At 74.6% G+C, this 19,996-nt stretch carries 17 protein-coding genes; 8 read left to right on the top strand and 9 right to left on the bottom strand.

The features are described from left to right. Positions 1-151: 151 nt before the first annotated feature. The 5 genes from shc to JWP64_RS16535 are packed head-to-tail and all read right to left on the bottom strand — an operon-like array spanning position 152 to position 6,376. Positions 152-2,071: a squalene--hopene cyclase gene (gene shc, locus JWP64_RS16515; RefSeq protein ID WP_297497635.1), complete on the bottom strand. Its 1,920-nt coding sequence runs from the start codon at positions 2,069-2,071 to the stop codon at positions 152-154. Continuing rightward, a complete protein-coding gene (locus JWP64_RS16520) occupies positions 2,072-3,118 on the bottom strand; it encodes a polyprenyl synthetase family protein (protein ID WP_297497638.1) in 1,047 nt (348 codons plus the stop codon). Next, positions 3,115-4,515: a hydroxysqualene dehydroxylase HpnE gene (gene hpnE, locus JWP64_RS16525; RefSeq protein ID WP_297497643.1), complete on the bottom strand. Its 1,401-nt coding sequence runs from the start codon at positions 4,513-4,515 to the stop codon at positions 3,115-3,117. Before hpnE ends, JWP64_RS16520 begins: the two co-directional genes overlap by 4 nt. After that, on the bottom strand, positions 4,512-5,459 hold the full coding sequence (locus JWP64_RS16530) for a squalene/phytoene synthase family protein (RefSeq protein ID WP_297497646.1): 948 nt from the start codon (positions 5,457-5,459) through the stop codon (positions 4,512-4,514). Before JWP64_RS16530 ends, hpnE begins: the two co-directional genes overlap by 4 nt. Beyond that, positions 5,456-6,376: a squalene/phytoene synthase family protein gene (locus JWP64_RS16535; protein ID WP_297497648.1), complete on the bottom strand. Its 921-nt coding sequence runs from the start codon at positions 6,374-6,376 to the stop codon at positions 5,456-5,458. The genes JWP64_RS16530 and JWP64_RS16535 overlap by 4 nt, the downstream gene beginning before the upstream one ends. A 224-nt stretch (positions 6,377-6,600) precedes the next feature. On the opposite strand from JWP64_RS16535, the gene JWP64_RS16540 reads away from it, so the two are divergent. From JWP64_RS16540 to JWP64_RS16570, 7 genes are all read left to right on the top strand, one after another. Further along, positions 6,601-7,812 carry a CdaR family transcriptional regulator gene (locus JWP64_RS16540; protein ID WP_297497650.1) on the top strand — a complete coding sequence of 404 codons (1,212 nt, stop codon included), beginning with the start codon at positions 6,601-6,603 and terminating at the stop codon, positions 7,810-7,812. A gap of 121 nt (positions 7,813-7,933) precedes the next feature. Then, positions 7,934-8,920 (top strand): 5-dehydro-2-deoxygluconokinase, encoded by a 987-nt coding sequence (iolC, locus tag JWP64_RS16545; protein ID WP_297497652.1) that lies wholly within the window; start codon positions 7,934-7,936, stop codon positions 8,918-8,920. A gap of 161 nt (positions 8,921-9,081) precedes the next feature. Further along, entirely contained in the window at positions 9,082-9,921 is an 840-nt protein-coding gene (locus JWP64_RS16550; RefSeq protein WP_297497700.1) for a deoxyribose-phosphate aldolase, read from the top strand. Continuing rightward, positions 9,918-10,787: a 5-deoxy-glucuronate isomerase gene (gene iolB, locus JWP64_RS16555; protein ID WP_297497655.1), complete on the top strand. Its 870-nt coding sequence runs from the start codon at positions 9,918-9,920 to the stop codon at positions 10,785-10,787. The genes JWP64_RS16550 and iolB overlap by 4 nt, the downstream gene beginning before the upstream one ends. Beyond that, positions 10,787-12,712 carry a 3D-(3,5/4)-trihydroxycyclohexane-1,2-dione acylhydrolase (decyclizing) gene (iolD, locus tag JWP64_RS16560; RefSeq protein WP_297497657.1) on the top strand — a complete coding sequence of 642 codons (1,926 nt, stop codon included), beginning with the start codon at positions 10,787-10,789 and terminating at the stop codon, positions 12,710-12,712. The genes iolB and iolD overlap by 1 nt, the downstream gene beginning before the upstream one ends. After that, on the top strand, positions 12,709-14,205 hold the full coding sequence (locus tag JWP64_RS16565) for a CoA-acylating methylmalonate-semialdehyde dehydrogenase (RefSeq protein WP_297497660.1): 1,497 nt from the start codon (positions 12,709-12,711) through the stop codon (positions 14,203-14,205). The genes iolD and JWP64_RS16565 overlap by 4 nt, the downstream gene beginning before the upstream one ends. A gap of 274 nt (positions 14,206-14,479) precedes the next feature. Then, positions 14,480-15,064, top strand: coding sequence for a hypothetical protein (locus tag JWP64_RS16570; RefSeq protein WP_297497663.1), 585 nt, complete (start codon positions 14,480-14,482; stop codon positions 15,062-15,064). 53 nt (positions 15,065-15,117) lie between these two features. Here JWP64_RS16570 and JWP64_RS16575 read toward each other — a convergent pair whose 3' ends face one another. The 3 genes from JWP64_RS16575 to galT form a co-directional block, all read right to left on the bottom strand. Then, positions 15,118-15,465 (bottom strand): YchJ family metal-binding protein, encoded by a 348-nt coding sequence (locus tag JWP64_RS16575; protein WP_297497666.1) that lies wholly within the window; start codon positions 15,463-15,465, stop codon positions 15,118-15,120. Between the two features lie 242 nt (positions 15,466-15,707). Next, positions 15,708-16,847: a galactokinase gene (gene galK, locus JWP64_RS16580; RefSeq protein ID WP_297497668.1), complete on the bottom strand. Its 1,140-nt coding sequence runs from the start codon at positions 16,845-16,847 to the stop codon at positions 15,708-15,710. Next, complete coding sequence (galT, locus tag JWP64_RS16585; protein WP_297497670.1) at positions 16,844-17,869, bottom strand: galactose-1-phosphate uridylyltransferase; 1,026 nt, start codon at positions 17,867-17,869, stop codon at positions 16,844-16,846. The genes galK and galT overlap by 4 nt, the downstream gene beginning before the upstream one ends. Positions 17,870-17,935: 66 nt before the next feature. Here galT and JWP64_RS16590 point away from each other — a divergent pair, with 66 nt between their 5' ends. Further along, on the top strand, positions 17,936-18,655 hold the full coding sequence (locus tag JWP64_RS16590) for a GNAT family N-acetyltransferase (protein ID WP_366890077.1): 720 nt from the start codon (positions 17,936-17,938) through the stop codon (positions 18,653-18,655). Here JWP64_RS16590 and JWP64_RS16595 read toward each other — a convergent pair. Beyond that, positions 18,631-19,860 (bottom strand): ROK family transcriptional regulator, encoded by a 1,230-nt coding sequence (locus tag JWP64_RS16595; protein WP_297497672.1) that lies wholly within the window; start codon positions 19,858-19,860, stop codon positions 18,631-18,633. The genes JWP64_RS16590 and JWP64_RS16595 overlap by 25 nt on opposite strands. Positions 19,861-19,996 lie beyond the last annotated feature (136 nt).

Raw genomic sequence — 19,996 nt, forward strand, 5'->3', positions numbered from 1 at the left:
CGCGGCCCGGCCTCCGCGAGCTCGGCGGCCGCGGCGGAGGCCCGGGCGGGCCCCACACCGGAGCGCAGGACGGGGACGCCGCCGAGCCGTCCGCGCACGGCGGCGCGTTCGACGCCGAGCGCGGCGACGAGGACCGGGGGCCCCAGCCCTCTCACGACAGGTCCCGCGTCACGTAGCGGCCGAGCGCGGAGACGGGGAAGACCATCCGGTAGAGGTGGTAGCGGATGTAGAAGGCGCCCGGAAAGCCCGTTCCGGTGTAGAGCTCCTCGTCCCACGAGCCGTCGGCCTTCTGGGTGTCCACGAGGAACCGCACCGCGCGCTCGACCGCGGACGAGCGCTCCCCGGCGGCCAGCAGGGCGAGCAGGCCCCACGCCGTCTGGGATGCGGTGGACTCGCCCCGCCCGATCCAGGACCGGTCGAAGTAGGAGCGGATGTCCTCGCCCCAGCCGCCGTCCGTGTTCTGGTGGCGCTCCAGCCAGGTCACCGCCCGCCGGATCGCCGGGTGCGAGGTGGGCAGGCCGGCCGCGACCAGCGCCGGGACGACGCCCCCGGTGCCGTAGAGGTGGTTGGTGCCCCAGCGGCCGAACCAGGAGCCGTCGGCCTCCTGGTGGCCGAGGAGCCAGGCGACGCCGCGCCGCGCCGCGTCCGACCCGGCGAGCCCCTCGTGCGCGAGCATCTCCACGACGTGGGCGGTGACGTCGGCGGACGGCGGGTCGATCACGGCGCCGAAGTCGCAGAAGGGGAGCTTGGTGACGAGCTCGCGGGTGTTGTCCGCGTCGAAGGCGCCCCAGCCGCCGTCCGCGGACTGCATGCCGATGTTCCACGCCACCCCGCGGTCGACGGCGGCGCGCAGCCGCGCGGGATCCGGGTGCGTGACCCGGCGCAGGGCCAGCACGACCTCGGCGGTGTCGTCGATGTCCGGGTAGCCGTCGTTGTCGAACTCGAAGGCCCAGCCGCCGGGGGCGAGGTCCGGGCGGCGGACCGCCCAGTCGCCCTCGACGTCGATCTCCTCGTCGAGCATCCATTCGGCGGCGCGGACGACGTCCGGGTCTTCGGGGGAGACGCCGGCGTCGAGCAGGGCCGTCACCGCGAGGCAGGTGTCCCAGACCGGGGACTGGCAGGCCTCGAGCATCCGCACGGTGCCCTCGGGGGTCTCCGTGCGGACCAGGAAGCGCTCGAGGCCCTCGATCCCGGCCCTCATCGCCGGGTGGCCCAGCGGGTAGCCGAGCAGGTGCAGGGCGAGCAGCGAGTAGACCCACGGCGGCTGGATGCCGCCCCACGAGCCGTCCGCCTCCTGGCGGGCCAGGATCCACTCGGCGCCGCGGCGCATCGCGAGGCGGCGGACCGCGCGCAGCGGCCGCCGGGAGTAGGCGTGCAGGATCCTGTCCAGGCGCTGGAACGCCCCGGCCCAGGTCCAGGGCCTGCTCAGCGGCGGCGGGTCGGCGTGCGTCCGCAGCTCGTCGACGGCGAACGGCAGCGGGCGGCACGGCCGCAGCGTCGCGACGATCGTCAGCGGGACGACGGTCTGCCGGGCCCAGCACGCCCAGTCGTAGACGTTGAAGGGGAACCATCTGGGCAGGAAGATCAGCTCGGGGGGCATGTCCGGCAGGTCGTCCCACGACCAGAGGCCGAACAGCGCCAGCCAGATCCGGGTGAACACCCGGCTGCGCTCCAGTCCGCCCGCGGCGACGGCGAACCGCGCGGCGCGCCGCATGTGGTCCGCGGCGGGGTCGTCGCCCGCGAGCCGCAGCGCGACCCAGGCCTCGACCGTCGTCGACAGGTCTCCGGGCCCGCCCTTGAAGGTGGCCCAGCTGCCGTCCTCGCGCTGCTGCGCGCGGATCCAGCGGGCCGCCTGCTCGGTGTCCTCGGGGGTCCGGATGCCGAGGAACTCCCGCATCAGCAGGTCCTCGGCATCCATGGTCACGTTGGTCTCGAGCTCGCCCTGCCACCAGCCCTTCGGGTGCTGGATGCTGCACAGGTACCCAACGGCGGCGTCGAGTGCGGCCCGGGGGGAGCGGCGGCCGTCGTCGTCCTGTGTCTCCGGCGCCGCGAGGGGCGGAGTCAGCGTCATTCAGAACTCCCTTTCGGTCAGGTAGCGTCCGAGCGCGACGAGCTCGGCGTGCGGTCCGCCCGCGAGCGCGGCGCCGGCCAGGGCCCGCTCCGCGAGTTCCATCCGGCGACGGGCCTCGGCCGCGGCCCAGGCCCGGCCCCCGCCCCGGTCGACGAGCGCGGCGGCGTGGTGCAGCTCGGCCTCCGCCGGCTCGCCGTCCTGCGCCAGCCAGGCCCCGAGCTCCCGCCCGGCGTCCCCGCCGCGGCGCACCGCGTAGGTAACGGGCTGGGACTTCTTGCGCGAGCGCAGGTCCGAGAGCACCGGCTTGCCGGTGACGGCCGGGTCGCCCCAGATCCCCAGCAGGTCGTCGACCAGCTGGAACGCCATCCCCACCTCGAGGCCGTAGGTCTGCAGCCCGGCCACGGTGTGCGCGGGCGCCCCGGCCAGCACGGCCCCGATCGCCGCGCTGGTGGCGAGCAGCGAGCCCGTCTTCCCGGCCGCCATGGAGAGGGCCTCGTGGACCTCGACGTCGTCCCGCCGCTCGAACGCGAGGTCCTCGGCCTGGCCCCGGATCAGCTCGCGGGTGGTGGCCGCGAGCAGCCGGGCCGCCGCGGCCGCGTGGGGGGACGGCGAGTCGAGGAGCACCTCCTGGGCGAGCGCGAGCATCGCGTCGCCGCAGAGGATCGCGGCGGAGGAGCCCCACTGCGCCCAGACGGTGGTGCGGTGGCGGCGTTCGGTGTCGCCGTCCATGAGGTCGTCGTGGAGCAGCGAGAAGTTGTGCACGAGCTCGACGGCGACGGCGCCGGGCAGCCCGGTCTCCGCGTCGGCGCCCACGGCCCGGGCGGAGAGGAGCGCGAGCGCGGGCCGGACGGCCTTGCCGCCGCCCCTGCCGGGCGAGCCGTCGAGCTCGACCCAGCCGAGGTGGTAGCGCGCCTGCTCCCGGCTGGCGGCGTCCAGCCGCTCGACGGCGTCCTGCAGCGCCGGGGTGGTCGCGTCCCGGTAGCCGGCCAGGAGCGCCTTCACGTCGACGGTTCCGGCCGCGGTGGCGCTGTTCAGGGTCGCGGTCACGCCGGCACCCCCACCCGGGCGCGGGCGTCCGCGAGCAGGGCGTCCGCGGCGGCCGCACCGCTGCGCACCGCACCTTCCATGGTCGCGGGCCAGCCCGTGTCGGTCCACGCGCCCGCCAGGTACAGGCCCGGCACCGTGGTGACCGGGCCCGGTCGGAAGGCGGCCTGCCCGGGCGCGGCGCGGAAGGTGGCGTGCGGCTCGCGGGTGACGAAGAAGTCCAGGACCCGGGCGTCACGGGCCCGGGGCAGCAGCGCCGTCAGGGCCGGGAGGATCTCCTCCCGGATGCGGGCGAGGGGATGGCTCACCACGCCGTCGGCGGCGGAGAGCGAGACGGCGAGGTACTGCGACCCCGCGGGGTGCACCCGCGCACAGCCCGACTGCCCGGTCCGGTCGAACACCCACTGGACCGGGGTGTCCACCCCCGCGGCGAAGTCGGTGTCCAGGACCCGGCGGTCGTAGACGACGTGCACGTTCACGATCGGCGTGCTGCCCAGCGCGCCCGCCCAGCCCTCGGGCAGGGCGGGCGCCCCGGCGGGCAGCAGCCCCGCCGCCCGGTCGGGCGGCACGGCGCACACGATCCGGTCGGCCACGAGTTCCCCCTCTCGCTCGTCGTGCGTGGTCCGCACCCGCAGGCCGGGCCCGGCCTCCGGCAGCGCGTGGACGCGGGTGGACGTGCGCACGTCCACCCCCGCGGCGGTGAGCGCCGCCCACGCGGCGTCGCCGTGCAGCGCGCCGAGCGGCACCCGGGCCCAGCCGATGTCGCCCGCGGCGGCGTCGGTGAGCAGGCCGAGCTGGAAGACGGTGGCGGCCAGGGCGAGCGACGCGTCGCCCGCGTGGGCGTTGAGCGTCGCGATCCCGACCAGGTCCCACAGCACGTCGACGGCCCGGCCGGACTGCCCGTGCGCCGCGAGCCAGTCCCCGAAGCTCGTCGTGTCCGTGGCCGGGTCGTCCCGGTCCACGGACCGGAGCGCGAGGGCGGCCCGGACCGTCCGGAGCCGGTCCGCGACGGACAGCGGCCGGTAGCGCAGCAGGGACGAGCCGAGGTGCAGCGGCGCGGGAAGGAGCCCACCCCCGCGGGGCCCGGGCGCACTGCGCCGCAGCCGGGTGACCGAGCCGTCGGGGGCGTGGACCGGGATGTCCAGGCGCTCCTGCAGCGTGACCCGGTCCGCCACCCCGAGCCGCTCCAGCAGGCCCCGGTACGCGGTGCAGCAGCGCAGGAACACGTGCTGCCCGTTGTCGACGTCCAGCTCGCCCCGGCGGAAGGACGTCGCGAGCCCGCCGAGGCGGGGCCGGGCCTCCAGCAGCGTGACGTCGGCGCCCGCGTCGGCGCAACGGAGCGCGGCGGTGATGCCGGCGAGTCCTCCGCCGACCACCGCGACCCGCGTTCGCGCCGTCACGAGGTGCGGGACCCCTTCGACGCGGCGGCGAGCCGGCCGCTGACCGCGCGGGCCGCGACCCCGGCCTTCTGCCAGGCGGAGAGCGAGCGCCGGCGCGCGTAGGTGGACGGCGGGTCGGCGGCGATGTCGTCGAGGAGCTTGCGGTAGATCCCCGCCATGGCCCCGGCGCAGGCGGAGCTCCGCCGGTCCAGCAGCGGGATCAGCCGCAGCCCGTCGGCGTACCAGCCACGGGCCCGGTCCGCGGCGAAGCGGATGTACTCCGCGAGGCGGCCGTCCGGGTCCGCCAGCACGCCGCGCCCGTCGAGCCGGACCTCGGCGCCGAACCGCTCGAGCTCCTCGGTGGGCAGGTAGATCCGGCCGTGGGCGAGGTCCTCGCGGATGTCGCGGAGGATGTTCGTCTGCTGCAGGGCGATCCCGAGCTGGTCCGCGTAGTGCGCCGCCTCCGGGTGCGGACGGGCACCGAAGATCCCCAGGCAGAGCCGCCCGACGGAACCCGCGACCTGCCGGCAGTAGACGGTCATGTCGTCGAAGGTGCGGTACGGGGCGGCCGCCTCGCCCGTGCTCGCGGACCGCGCGTCCATCCGCGCGTCGGCCTCGACGCCGTCGACCAGCTCGGCGAAGGCACCCAGCGGGATCGGGTAGCGGGTCGCCGCGGCCGTCACGGCGATCATCACCGGGTCCGCGGGGTGCGGCGCAGAACCGGCCCCGATCGCGTCGACGGCGCCCCGCACGGCGGCGAGGTCGGCCGTCTTCTCCGCGCAGGAACGGGTGCCGTCGTCGCCGATGTCGTCGATCCGCCGGGCCAGCGCGTAGACGGCGGAGAGCGCACTGCGCTTCGGCTGCGGCAGCAGCCGGATGCCGTAGGAGAAGTTCCGCGCCTCGCGGCGGGTGATTTCCTCGCAGGCCGCGTAGGCCTCGTCGAGCGCGGTGGGGGCCTGGGTCACGGGGCGCTCCGAACGGTCGAGGCCTGGGCGAGGCGGGCAGGTGCCGAGCGCGCCGATGCCAGCGCGACGACGAGGTGGCGGAGAACGTCGCGGCGTCTCGTCGACGCCACCCGGCCGAGGACGTCCCCGTGCACCCGCAGGAGCGCATCGCCCGCCGCGCGGCCGCCGGCGACGTAGCCCGCGACGGCGACCCGGGCCCATCCGTGCAGGTCCGCGACCACGCCGGCGCCCGAGCCGAGCAACTCCAGCGCCCGGTCGGTCTCGTGCCGGACGAGCCGCGCGAGCGCCGGCGTGGCGTGGGGCGCGTCGAGGTCTGCCTCGGCGACACCGAAGACGCGGAGGTCGTCGGCGGGCAGGTAGACGCGGCCGCGGGCGCGGTCCTCGGCCACGTCCTGGCAGTGCTCCAGCAGCTGCAGGGCGGTGCAGACGGCGTCCGCGCGCTGTTCGACGGGTGAGCCGGCCGGGGCGTCGACGCGGAAGAGCTGCAGGACCAGCCGGCCGATCGGGACCGCGGAGAGGGCGCAGTAGCCGAGCAGGTCCGCCAGCGTTTCGTAGCGCTCCACCCGCTGGTCCGCCAGGTTGGCGGCGATCAGCCGGTCGAACGGGTCCTGCATGAGCCCGCGTCCCCGCACGACCGGGACGAGCGCGCGCAGCACCGGTGCGTCCGGCCGGCCCCCGGCCCAGACCCGGCCGAGATCCGCGGCGAAGGCGTCCAGCCTGGCGACGCGGCGTTCGGGGGTGTCCCCGGCGTTCGTCTCGGTGCCGGAGCGGGCGACCGGCCCGGGCTCGTCGCCGAGGTCGTCGATCACGCGCACGACGTCGTAGACGGCCCGCAGCGCCAGACGTAGCTCCCGGGGGAGGACCCGCATCGCCACCGGGAAGTTCTCCGCGCCCTCCGCGGCGCGCGATCGCCCCACACCTCGTGAACCGGACACTGTGGACTCGACGGGATCGCCCGCCGGGCCGTCCTGCTGCCCCGCGGGCCCGCTTCCGATCGACGAGCGATCCGCCCCCACGCCGCGAATCCTGCTGCAGCGCGAGCGGGAACTCTGCGCACTTGTGGTTAGTTCTGAAGGGGGAGAATTGTCACCACGGCACAAATATCGTGCTCAGGGCACCCGATCGGGCGTAGAACACCGGGGTGGATCTACGGGACATCACACCGGAAGACCTCATCCCACCACTTCGGAGAAGGCTCCCGGACCTTCTCGACGAGGTCAGCGCCGCGCTCGTCGCGGAGTGGCCGGACTACTCCCGGTTCCTGCACGAGAACCGGGCCGAGGTGGCCGTGGCGGCGGACGCCGCGCTGCGCCACCTCGTCACGACCGCGACGGTCGGTCCGGACGGCGAACAGCCGGGCATCGGCGAGCAGGACCTCTTCGAGGAGATCGGCCGCATGCAGTGGCGGGACGGGCGCGAGATCTCGTCCCTGCTCTCGGCCTTCCAGCTCGGTGCGCGGGTGTTCTGGCGGCACGTCTCCGAGATCGCCGTGGATCTCAACGCGGCCCCCCGGCCGCTGACGGCGCTGGCGGAGGGGGTCTTCCTGTTCGTGGACCGGCTCTCCTCGGCGGCGGCCCGGGGCTACGTGCTCGAGCAGTCCGAGGCCGCGGTGGCGCGCGAGCGGCTGCGCGAGGAGCTGGTGGGCCTGCTGCTCTCGGACCGGGCGACGGCGGCCGCGGTGCAGGCCGCGGCGACCCGGGCCGGCTGGACCGTCCCCGAGCAGGCCGCGATCGTCCTGGTGCAGCCGGACAGCACGATCGGCCTCGGCGTCCTCGCCCGCTTCGACCCGGCCTGCCTGCTGCTCAACCGCCCGCAGCTGACGGGCGCGATCGTGCCGAACCCGATGCTGGTCGGGCGGCGCACCCGGCTGGCGACGGCGCTGCGCGGGACGGACGCCGTCGTGAGCGTGGCGGTGAGCGTCGAGCGGCTGCCGGCGACGCTGCACGTCGCGCAGATCGCCTCCCGGCTGCAGCGCACCGGCGTGCTGACGGACGACCCGCTCTTCGCCGAGGAGCACCTCGACGCGATCATCGTGCACCGGGACTCGCGGATGCTCGACGTGTTCCGCAACCAGATGCTGCGGCCCCTCGACGCCTCCGCCCCGGCCTCGCGGGCCCGGCTCTCCGAGACGCTGTGCTCCTGGCTGCGGCACATGGGGGACCGGCAGGCCGTGGCCGCCGAGCTGCACGTGCACCCGCAGACGGTCCGTTACCGCCTCGCGCGGCTGCACGAGCTCTTCGGTGCCGAGCTCGACGACCCGGAGACGCGGCTCAGGCTGACCCTGGCCCTGGCCTGGGGCGAACCGCGATCGGGGGAGGCCGGGAGCTGGTCCGGCTCTCCCGAAGCTCTTTGACAACATGTAAGGACAAACTCTTGACACCATAGGACCGTGTTCCTACCGTCGTCAGGACAGCGCGAGACAGGTGCGCGGGGCGGGACCCGCCCCACCCGGACGACCAAGTCGAAGAGGACTCATGAGCAACAGGGACGTTTCCGGCGACGCGTCGGGCGCCGAGGTGCTGACCTTCGGCCGCAGCGGTGTCGACGTCTACCCCCTGCAGATCGGCGTCGGCCTGGAGGACGTCGAGTCGTTCGGCAAGTTCCTCGGTGGCACCACCGCGAACGTCGCCGTCGCCGCCGCCCGGATGGGCCGGCGCGCCGCGATCATCACCGGGGTCGGGGACGACCCGTTCGGCCGCTACGTGCGCAAGGAGCTCGTCCGCCTCGGCGTCGACGACCGGCACGTCGTCGTCAACGGGGTGTACCCCACGCCCGTCACCTTCTGCGAGATCTTCCCGCCGGACGAATTTCCGCTGTACTTCTACCGCAAGCCGCATGCGCCGGACATGCAGGTCAGCGCCGCGGACCTCGATCTCGACGCCGTCCGCGCCGCCTCGCTGCTGTGGCTCTCGGTCAGCGGGCTGTCCGAGGACCCGAGCCGCACCGCGCACCACGAGGCCCTCGCGGCCCGCGACCCCGGATCGCTCACCGTGCTGGACCTGGACTACCGGCCGATGTTCTGGGCGGACGCCGCGGCGGCCACCGCGCAGGTGCAGAAGGTGCTCGGCCAGGTCGGCGTGGCCGTCGGCAACCGCGAGGAGTGCGAGGTCGCCGTCGGCGAGACGGACCCGGAGCGGGCCGCGGACGCCCTGCTCGACGCGGGCGTCCAGCTCGCCGTCGTCAAGCAGGGGCCGAAGGGCGTGCTGGCCAAGTCCCGCACCGAGCGCGTCGTGTCCCCGCCCATCCCCGTCACCCCGCTCAACGGCCTGGGCGCCGGGGACAGCTTCGGCGGGTCGCTCGCCCACGGGCTGCTGGCGGGCTGGCCGCTCGAGACGGTCCTGCACCGGGCGAACGCCGCCGGCGCGATCGTCGCCTCCCGCCTGGAGTGCTCCACCGCAATGCCCACCCCCGCCGAGATCGACGTCCTGCTCGCCGGCGGCGACCCGAACGAGAACAGGTGACCTCCGTGGCCCACACCGCCGACGTACTCCCCTCCGCGGAGGCGACCTCGAGCGCCGCCGACGTACTCCCCTCCGCGGAGGCGACCTCGAGCGCCGCCGCACCGGTCTTCGCCAGGGACCTGGCCGAGATCCGGGACATCCGGGCCCACGAGCCCGAGCGCATCGCCTCCCTGCTCGCGTCCCGCCGGCGCCGGCCGTTCGTCCCCGCGGACGGTCGTCTGATGATCGTCGCCGCGGACCACCCGGCCCGCGGCGCCCTGTCCGCCCGCGGCCGCGCGGACGCCATGGCCAGCCGGCCCGAGCTGCTGGAGCGCCTGGTCACCGCGCTCGGCCGGCCCGGCGTCGACGGCGTGCTCGCCACCTCGGAGATCCTCGAGGACCTGCTGCTCCTGGGGGCGCTGGAGGGCAAGGTCGTCGTCTCCTCGATGAACCGCGGTGGCCTCGCCGGCTCGGTCTTCGAGATGGACGACCGGATGACCGGCTACGACGTCCGGGGCACCGTGGAGGCCGGCTTCGACGCCGCGAAGATGCTCACCCGCATCGACCTGGACGACCCGGCGACCGTCGCGACGCTAGAGACCTGCGCCCGCGCCGTCACCGACCTGAACCGGGCCAGGCTCGTCGCCATGGTGGAGCCGTTCATGTCCAGCCGGGTGAACGGGAAGGTCGTCAACGACCTCTCGCCGGAGGCCGTGATCAAGTCCGTGCACATCGCGCAGGGCCTCGGCGCCGCCAGCGCGTACACCTGGCTCAAGCTCCCGGTGATCGACGAGATGGCCCGCGTCATGGAGGCCACCACGCTGCCGACGCTGCTGCTCGGCGGGGACCCCACCGTCTCGCCCGAGGAGACCTACGCGTCCTGGAAGGCGGCCCTGGAGCTGCCGTCCGTGCGCGGGCTGATCGTCGGGCGCGCGCTGTTGTACCCGGCGGACGGGGACGTGGCCGCGGCCGTCGACACCGCCGTCTCGCTGGTGCGCCCCACCGCGGTGGCCGCGGCATGACCGCGTCGACGAAGACCGAGCTCTACCTGCCGGCCGGCACCGGCGCCGCCGACGGGTTCGACCTGGTGGTGACGCCCGAGAGCGCGGGCTGGGAGCACTCCAGCCTGCGCGTGCTGACCCTGGCCCCGGGTGCGGAGCGCACGATCGAGACCGGCGGCGAGGAGATGTTCGTCGTCCCGCTCGCCGGTGGTGCGACCGTGACCCTCGGGGCGGAGTCCTTCACCCTGGAGGGCCGGGAGTCCGTGTTCGCGGGGCCGACGGACGTCGCCTACCTGCCGGTCGGGTCCACCGTGACCCTCGCGGGATCCGGCCGGATCGCCCTCTGCGGAGCCCGGACGGACACGGTCCTCCCGTTCCGGTACGGGCCCAAGGCCGAGGTGCCGGTCGAGCTGCGCGGGGCCGGCCAGTCGAGCCGCCAGGTGCGCAACTTCGGCACCGTCGGCTCCTTCGAGACCGGCTCGGTCATCGCCTGCGAGGTGATCACGCCGGGCGGGAACTGGTCCAGCTACCCCGCGCACAAGCACGACGAGGCGGGGCCGCACGAGTCCGAGCTCGAGGAGATCTACTACTTCGAGATCGCGCCGGGCCCCGCCGGACAGCCCGGCCTCGGGTTCCACCGCACCAGCAGCTCGCCCGGCCACGAGATCGACATCATGGTCGAGGTCCACGACCGCGACACGGTGCTGATCCCCTGGGGCTGGCACGGTCCTTGTGCCGCCGCGCCCGGGCACGACATGTACTACCTCAACGTGATGGCCGGCCCCGGCGACGAGCGCGCCTGGCTGATCACGGACCACCCCGACCAGGCCTGGGTCCGCGAGACGTGGGCGGACCAGCCGGTCGACGCACGCCTGGGAGGGCAGTGATGTCTGAGACCGCTCGGCTGACGGTCGCGCAGGCGGTCGTGAAGTTCCTGGCCGCGCAGTACAGCGAGCGCGACGGCGTCGAGCAGAAGCTGTTCGAGGGCTGCTTCGGCATCTTCGGCCACGGCAACGTCGCGGGCATCGGCCAGGCGCTGCTCGAGGCCGAGCTGGAGGATCCGGAGGCGCTGCCGTACGTCCTGGGCCGCAACGAGCAGGCCATGGTGCACGCCGCCGTCGCCTACGCCCGGATGAAGGACCGGCTGCAGACCTGGGCGATCTCGACGAGCGTCGGGCCGGGCGCCACCAACATGGTCACCGGCGCCGCCCTGGCGACGATCAACCGGCTGCCCGTCCTGCTGCTGCCCGCGGACACCTTCGCGGACCGCAGCGCATCCCCGTTGCTGCAGGAGCTGGAGCTCCCGTCCGCCGGCGACGTCACCGTCAACGACTGCTTCCGGCCCGTCTCCCGCTACTTCGACCGGGTCTGGCGGCCCGAGCAGCTGCCCGCGGCCCTGCTGAGCGCGATGCGGGTGCTGACGGACCCGATCGAGACCGGCGCCGTGACGGTCTGCTTCCCGCAGGACGTCCAGGCCCAGGCCCACGACTGGCCCCTGGAGCTCTTCGCGAAGCGGGTCTGGCACGTCGCCCGCCCGCTGCCGGAGAAGGCCGCGCTCGGCCGCGCCGTGGAGATCATCCGCAGCGCGGAGCGCCCGCTCGTCGTGGCCGGCGGGGGCGTCCACTACTCGGGGGCGACGGCCGCGCTGGCCGCGTTCTGCGAGGCCACCGGCATCCCGGTCGGGCAGAGCCAGGCCGGCAAGGGCACGCTGCTGTACGACCACCCGCAGTGCCTGGGCGCCATCGGCTCCACCGGTTCGACGGCCGCCAACGCGATCGCGAAGGACGCGGACGTCGTCATCGGGATCGGCACCCGGTACTCGGACTTCACCACGGCCAGCCGGACCGCGTTCCAGAACCCGGACGTCCGGTTCGTCAACGTCAACGTGGCGGGGATCGACGCGGTGAAGCACTCCGGTGCCTCCGTCGTCGCCGACGCGCGGGAGACGCTCGAGGCGCTGACCGGCGCCCTCGACGGCTATCGGGTCCCGGAGTCCTACGCCGCCGAGTACGCGGGCCTCGACGCCGAGTGGACCGAGACCGTGCGCAGCGTCTTCCACCCGGAGACCCCGGCGGCGGGCGCGGGCGGCCTGCTGACCCAGGCCGAGGTCATCGGGATGGTCAACGAGCTGTCCGACCCGCGCGACGTCGTCGTCTGCGCGGCCGGCTCCATGCCCGGTGACCTGCACAAGCTGTGGCAGACCCGGGACGCGAAGGGCTACCACGTCGAGTACGGGTACTCCTGCATGGGCTACGAGGTCGCCGGCGGCCTCGGCGTCCGGCTGGCCTGCCCGGACCGGGACGTCTTCATCATGGTCGGCGACGGCTCGTACCTGATGATGGCCACCGAGCTCGCCACCGCCGTGCAGGAGGGGCTGAAGGTGATCACCGTCCTGGTGCAGAACCACGGGTTCGCCTCCATCGGCGCCCTGTCGCAAGAGCTGGGCTCGCAGCGCTTCGGCACCCGGTACCGCTACCGCTCCGCCGAGACCCACCGGCTCGACGGGGACGTGCTCCCGCTCGATCTCGCGGCCAACGCCGAGAGCTACGGCATCCGGGTGATCCGCACCAAGGGCCCGGACGACTTCGCCGCCGCGATCGTGGACGCGAAGGCCGCGCCGGACAGCACGGTGATCTACGTCGAGACGGACCCGCTGATCGGGGCGCCGGACTCGAACTCCTGGTGGGACGTCCCGGTCAGCGCGGTCGCGGGGATCGAGTCCACGCGCGCCGCACGCAAGGTCTACGACGAGGCCAAGGCGACCCAGAAGTCGTTCCTCGCCCCCACACGCACAGAAGGAGGCACCCGATGAGCACCCCCACCCTGGCCCACTGGTCGGCCGGCGCCGAGCTGGCCGGCACGAGCGACCGGTTCTCCGACGTCACCAACCCGGCGACCGGTGAGGTGACCGCGAAGCTCTCCCTCGCGTCGTCGTCGGACGTCGAGACCGTCGTGGCGGCCGCGACGGCCGTGTTCCCCGGCTGGCGGGACACCTCGCTGGCCCGGCGCACGCAGATCATGTTCCGGTTCCGCGAGCTGCTCAACGAGCGGGCCCCGGAGCTCGCGGCGCTGATCACCGCGGAGCACGGCAAGGTGCTCTCCGACGCCGCGGGCGAGGTCGCGCGCGGCCAGGAGGTCGTCGAGTTCGCGTGCGGGATGCCCCACCTGCTGAAGGGCAGCCACACCGAGAACGCCTCGACCAAGGTCGACGTGTCCTCGATCCGCCAGCCGCTCGGCCCGGTCGCGATCATCAGCCCGTTCAACTTCCCGGCGATGGTCCCGATGTGGTTCTTCCCGATCGCCATCGCGACCGGTAACACGGTCGTCCTCAAGCCCAGCGAAAAGGTGCCGTCCTCGGCGCTGTGGATGGCGCGGCTGTGGAAGGAGGCCGGGCTGCCCGACGGCGTGTTCAACGTCGTGAACGGGGACAAGGTCGCCGTCGACGGGCTGCTGACCCACCCGGACATCAAGTCGGTGTCGTTCGTCGGCTCCACGCCGATCGCCCGCTACGTCTACGAGACCGGGACCGCGCACGGCAAGCGCGTGCAGGCCCTGGGCGGCGCGAAGAACCACATGGTCGTGCTGCCGGACGCGGACCTCGACCTGGCCGCGGACCAGGCCGTCAACGCCGGCTACGGCTCGGCGGGGGAGCGCTGCATGGCGATCTCCGCGGTGCTGGCCGTCGGCGAGATCGGCGACGACCTGGTGGACCGGATCGCCAAGCGCACGGCCAACCTGCGCACCGGCGACGGCACCCGGGGCGCCGACATGGGCCCGCTCGTCACCGCCGCCGCACGGGACCGGGTCGCCGGCTACGTCGACGCGGGCGAGTCCGCGGGCGCGACCCTCGTCGTCGACGGCCGGCGGATCAGCCCCGACGCCTCCGGCGAGGGCTTCTTCGTCGGTCCGACGCTGTTCGACCACGTCGGCACGGACATGTCGATTTACACCGACGAGATCTTCGGTCCGGTGCTCTCGGTGATCCGGGTGGACACCTACGACGAGGCGATCGCGCTGATCAACGCCAACCCGTACGGCAACGGCACCGCGATCTTCACCAACGACGGCGGTGCCGCCCGGCGGTTCCAGAACGAGGTCGAGGTCGGCATGATCGGCGTGAACGTGCCGGTCCCGGTGCCCATGGCCTATTACTCGTTCGGCGGCTGGAAGAACTCCCTGTTCGGCGACACGCACGCGCACGGGACCGAGGGGGTCCACTTCTTCACCCGGGGGAAGGTCGTGACCACCCGTTGGCTCGACCCGTCCCACGGCGGGATCAACCTGGGGTTCCCGCAGAACGTCTGACACCTCTCCGGCCGGACGGGCCGGCTGATCCGAACGGCTGATGTGGCCCCCTCCGGGTACCCCGGAGGGGGCCACGGTGCGTAACCGGCCGAGGTGCGGGAGTGATCGATCGCACCGGTCACCCGGGTCCCGTCGAGCTGCCGATCCGGCGCACGCGGGGCACGGTGGACCGGGGACGGCCGTCGCGCGGGTCCGACGACGCGCCCGGGCCTCGCGTCCGTCCTCGAGCAGCGGTCCCGCGCCGGCGGGATCCGACGGGAGAGAGGTACCCACCGTGCGACCCGACCCGCGCCCCCGCAAGCACGCCGCGTCGATCGGTGCCCTGCCGCGCCGCGGCACCGACCTCGCGGAGGCGGCGTTGTACTGGGTCGTCGGGATCGGCGGGCTGGTGGCCCTGGTCGTCGCGCTCGTGGTGGGGATGGAGCTGCAGTCGAGCGGATCGGCCCGCGCGCAGGCCGAGGCGGCGGACCGCACGGTCGTGCCGGCGGTGCTGCAGGCGCCGACGGCCGGCGTCGTCACCCTCGACGCCGTGTCGGTGCCCGTGCAGCAGGTCGACGCGAGCTGGACGGGGCCGGACGGCCGCGCCCACACCGGCCGGGTCGACGTCACCGGCACCATGGCCGTGGGCACCACCGTCAGGACCTGGGTGGACCGCACCGGCGCGCCCGTCGGTCCGCCGCTGGAGCCGATGCAGGTGACGATCACCGCGGTCGTCGTCGGCGCCCTGACCCTCGCCGGCGCGGGCCTGGTGCTCCTGCTGCTCTTCACCGGTGTGCAGAGCCTGATCGCCCGGCGCAACGACCGGAGCTGGACCGCGGAGTGGGCGATCGTCGAGCCCGCGTGGTCGGGGCGCGCGTAGCGCCTGTGCGCGCTTCTCGTTGCCGGGGCGACGACAACCGCGCACGAACAGTGTCAGCTGTGATAGGTCCAGGCCCCGTCCTCCCGGACGAAGTGGCTCCGCTCGTGCTGGCTGCCCCGGTCGTGGTGCGCCGTGAACTCGACGACCCCCTCGGTGTCGAACAGCCCGCCGCCGCTGCGGTCGTGGATCTCCAGGCCGGTCCAGACCTGCGTGGGGTCGAGCCGCAGCCGGCGCGGTCGCGTCGTCGGATGCCAGGTACGCAGGAGGTACGCGGCGTCGCCGCGGGCGAAGGCGGTGTAGCGGGAGCGCATCAGCAGCTCGGCCGTGGGCGCGGCCTTCCCGGCGTGGAAGCGGCCGCAGCAGGCATCGTAGGGCTCACCGAGCCCGCAGGGACAGGACACGACCGCGATTGTCCCCGCCGCGGAGGTATCGGCGCGGCCCGGTACGGCCTCCTCCGGGCACGTGGCGCTCCGACGTCCCCGCGCCGAAGCGGCAGCGCGTGCACAAGCAGCGTCGTGTGTGCGAGGCGCACGCCATGGCCTCGCTGGAGCGGCTGGCGAGCACGATCTCCGCGTGTGGCCTGCCCGCGGTGCGGGGGCGGCCCACCCGCAGGATCTAGCCGGACCGTGTGCGTGAGCGCCGGTCAGGTGAGGCGGTGCGCGCCGGCCGAGGGGACGGCGGGGAACGCGGCGGGGGAGTCCCAGCCGCGGGCCGCGTAGGCCTCGGTGACCGCCGCGGTCACGGCCGCCGAGCGGTCCGCGTCGCACAGAGCGATCACGCAGCCGCCGAACCCGCCGCCCGTCATCCGGGCGCCGTAGGCCCCCGCCGCCACCGCCACGTCCGCCGCCACGTCCAGGTGCGGGACCGTCACCTCGAAGTCGTCGCGCAGCGACGCGTGCGAGGCCGTGAGCAGCGGCCCGATGTCCCGGGGGTCCTTGCCCGCCTTCAGCATCCCGACGACGTCGAGGACCCGGGCGTTCTCGGTGACGACGTGCCGGGCGCGGCGGCGCAGCCGCCCGTCGGTCAGGGACTCGACCCCGTCGAGGGTGGCGTCCCGCAGCGCGGGCACGCCGAGCAGCTCCGCCGCCCGCGCGCAGTCCGCCCGGCGGGCGCCGTACTGGCCGTCGACCAGCGCGTGCGGGGCCCGGGTGTCGATGACCAGCAGCTCCAGGCCCTGCGCGGCGACGTCGAACGGGATGTGCTCGATCCCGTCCGTCCGCGTGTCCAGGAAGACCAGGCCGCCGGCCTCGCCGTGCAGGGACACCATCTGGTCCATACCGCCGGTGGGGGCGCCGACGAAGTCGTTCTCGGCCCGCCGCGCGAGACGCGCGAGCTCGGTCCGGCCCGGCGTCGCCGCCGCGAGCTCGGCCAGCGCCACGGCCACCGCGCACTCCAGGGCCGCGGACGACGACAGCCCCGCCCCGACGGGCACGTTCCCGTCGACCAGCAGCTCCAGGTCGACGACCGGGAGCCCGGCCTCGCGGAACGCCCACACCACCCCGGCGACGTAGCCGGCCCAGCCCGGGACGTCCGCCGGGACGACGGTCGCGGCGTCGAACCGGACCGTCTCGCCGTCCTCCTGCACGGACGCGACGGTCGACGGGCCGCCCGACACCCGCGCCGCGACCAGCGTGCGCAGCGGCAGCGCGAGCGGGAGCACGAACCCGTCGTTGTAGTCCGTGTGCTCGCCGATCAGGTTGACCCGCCCGGGCGCCGCCCAGACGCCCGCGGGCTCGTGCCCGAAGGCCGCGACGAACTCGGCCAGGACCGACTCGGGGGTCACGCGCCCAGCTCACGGAGTCGGGCGGCGACGGCCTCGGGCCGGGTGTCGTTGACGAACACGCCCATCCCGGACTCCGAGCCCGCCAGGTACTTCAGCTTCCCCGGCGCCCGCAGGATCGAGAAGATCTCCAGGTGCAGCCGGGCCAGCTCGCGGTCCACCCGGACCGGGGCCTGGTGCCACGCCGCGATGTAGGGCAGCGCGCGGCCGTGGAAGAGCTCGAGCCGGCCCAGGACGTCCAGCCAGATCGTGGCGAGGTCGTCCCGCTCGGCGTCGTCGAGCTCGGGCAGGTCGCGCACGCCGCGGTGCGGGTAGAGGTGCACCTCGACGGGCCAGCGGGCCGCCTCCGGCACGAACGCCGTCCAGTGCGTGTTCTCGGCGACCACGCGGTCTCCCGCGTCCCGTTCCTTCGCCAGGATGTCCGCGTACAGGTCCCGGCGGGTCCGGTCGCGGTAGCGGCGGGCGGACTCCAGCTGCTGCCGGGTCCGCGGCGTGACGAAGGGGTAGCCGTAGATCTGCCCGTGCGGGTGCGACAGCGTCACCCCGATCTCCTCGCCGCGGTTCTCGAACGGGAACACCTGCTCGACGCCCGGGTGCGCGGACAGCGCCTCGGTGCGGTCCGCCAGCGTGTCGACGACGAGCCGCACCCGTTGCGGGCTCAGCCCGCCGAACCGGCCGGCGTGCTCGCTGGTGAAGCACACGACGTCGCAGCGCCCGGTGTCCCCGGAGAACGACGGGAAGCGGTTCTCGAAGACCACGACCTCGTAGTCCGGCGCCGGGATCTCGGTGAGCCGCCCGGGCGCGGACGGGTCCAGCGGGCACTCGTCCGCCGGGGGCAGGAACGTGCGAGTCTGCCGGTGCGCGGCGATCGCCACCCACTCGTCGAGCAGCGCGTCGTAGCGGATCTCGGAGTGGCTCTCGACGGGAGGCAGGCCGCGCTCGTCCGCGGTCACCTCGCGGCCGGGCGCCAGGTCGTAGTAGAGGATCTCCCGGCCGTCCGAGAGCTTGCCCGAAGTGCGGAACACGGCGGAGACGCTATCGAACCCACCCCACGCCCCGGACGACCTGTCACGCGGGGGAGAGTGGAGCCCGTGTCCGAGACCGACCAGGTGTCCGCCGAGGCCCCGACCGACCCGCTCGCCGACGTGGTCCGCGCGGCCCTGGCCGGCCCGCAACGCTCCTTCGGCGAGGTCCGCGGGCGCGCCGCGCGCTACCTGCCCGACGTCACGCCGTTCGCCTCGCTGCCCGCGGAGCCGGACGAGCAGGACTGGCACGACCTCGGGACCCTGGTCGGGCCCGGCGGCGTCGCGGTCGTGGTCGGCCTCCCGCACCGGACGGCCCCCGCGGGCTGGACCCCGATGATGGCGATGGAGGGCGTGCAGATGGTCGGCAACCGGCTGGAGACCCGGCCGGACCCGGAGGCCGTGCGGCTCGGGCCGGACGACGTCGAGGAGATGACCGCGCTCGTCGAGCGGACGCGTCCCGGCCCGTTCCTGCCGCGGACCGTCGCGCTCGGCACCTACCTGGGCATCCGCCGCGACGGCGCGCTGATCTCGATGGCCGGGGAGCGGATGCGGCCCGCCGGTTTCGGCGAGATCAGCGCGGTCTGCACGGACGAGCGGTTCCGCGGCGAGGGGCTGGGCGGGCGGCTCGTCCGGGCGGTCGGCGCCGTGGTCCGGGCTCGCGGCGACGTGCCGTTCCTGCACGCCGCCGAGTCGAACACCGGCGCGATCGGCCTCTACGAGCACCTCGGCTTCACGCGGAGCCGCACCACGTTCTTCGCGAGCTACCGGGCGCCGCTGGACACCTGAGCCGCCGCGCCGACCTCCCGGGCCCCCAGTGCCGCGTCGACGGCGGCGGGCGAGAGCACCTCGTCGAGCACCAGGATCGCGCAGCCGGTGACGCCGCTGCGCCCGGCCAGCGCGCCGGGCTCGATCCGGAGCGTCTGCGTCGACGCCGTCATCGAGCGCTGGTAGATCACCTCGCGCACCCCGGCGACCAGCGGCTCGTAGGCGCCGACCAGGTCGCCGCCGACCGCGATCACCGCCGGGTTCAGCAGGTTGACCGCGCCCGCCAGCACCTCGCCGAGCCGGCGACCGGCCACCCGGACCAGCCGGACGGCCTCGGCGTCGCCCTTCTTGACCAGCTCCGCCACGCCGGCCACGCTGTCGACCGTCCGCCCGGCGTCGCTCAGGTCCCGGATCAGGGCGGATCCGCTGGCGATGGCCTCGAGGCAGTCGACGTTGCCGCACCGGCACACGACGCCCGGACCGCCGTCGACGCGTGTGTGCCCGATCTCGCCCGCCGCCCCACCCGCGCCGCGTTGCAGCACCCCGCCGCTGACGATCGCCGCGCCGATGCCGGTGGAGACCTTCACGACGAGGAGGTCGTCGACCTCGGGCCGGGCGTGGTGCTCGGCGATCGCCATCACGTTCACGTCGTTGTCGACGCGCACCGGGACGCCGAAGCGCTCGGTGAGCAGCGGCGGCAGCTTCACGTCCTCCCAGCCGGGCAGCGCGGGCACGCCGACGCTGCAACCGGCGGCGCTGTCCACGGTGCCGGGGATGGAGAGGCCGATGCCGCGCACGGCGGCGGGATCGGAGCCGGACTCGTCGAGAAGCCGGGCGAGCACCTCGGAGACGGCCTGCATGAGCCGCTCCGGGCCCACCGCGGCCTCGAGGGGGAGGGACTCGGTCGCGAGCACGGACCCGGCGAGGTCGCAGACGGCCAGCGAGCTGCGGCTGACGCCCACGGACGCGGCGAGGACCGTCCCGCCGGCGGCGTGGAAGGCGAGGCGGGCGGCGGGCCGGCCACCGGTGACGGCGCCGCCCTGCAGCTCGGTGACCAGGCCGTCGGCGAGCAGCCGGTCCACCCGGGCGGCGACGGCGGTGCGGGAGAGGCCGGTCGCGCGGCCGATGTCGGTCCGCGTCGCGACGAGCCCCTCGCGGACGAGCTTGAGCACCTCGCCGGTCGTGGCCGGGGAGGTGGTCGGGCGACGGCCTTGACGTCCCTGCATGGCGGCAGTCTAGCTGCGCGGATACCGATCCGGGCTCTCTAAGGTCTTCTCGGGGCGGAAGGGTGGGTCAACCAGCGCTTAACACGGATGTGACCCTAGGGTGGGATCCGGCGTGCCGGGAAGTCTGGTCGGCGGT

It is taken from the genome of Pseudonocardia sp. (assembly GCF_025465255.1).
GTDB lineage: Bacteria > Actinomycetota > Actinomycetes > Mycobacteriales > Pseudonocardiaceae > Pseudonocardia.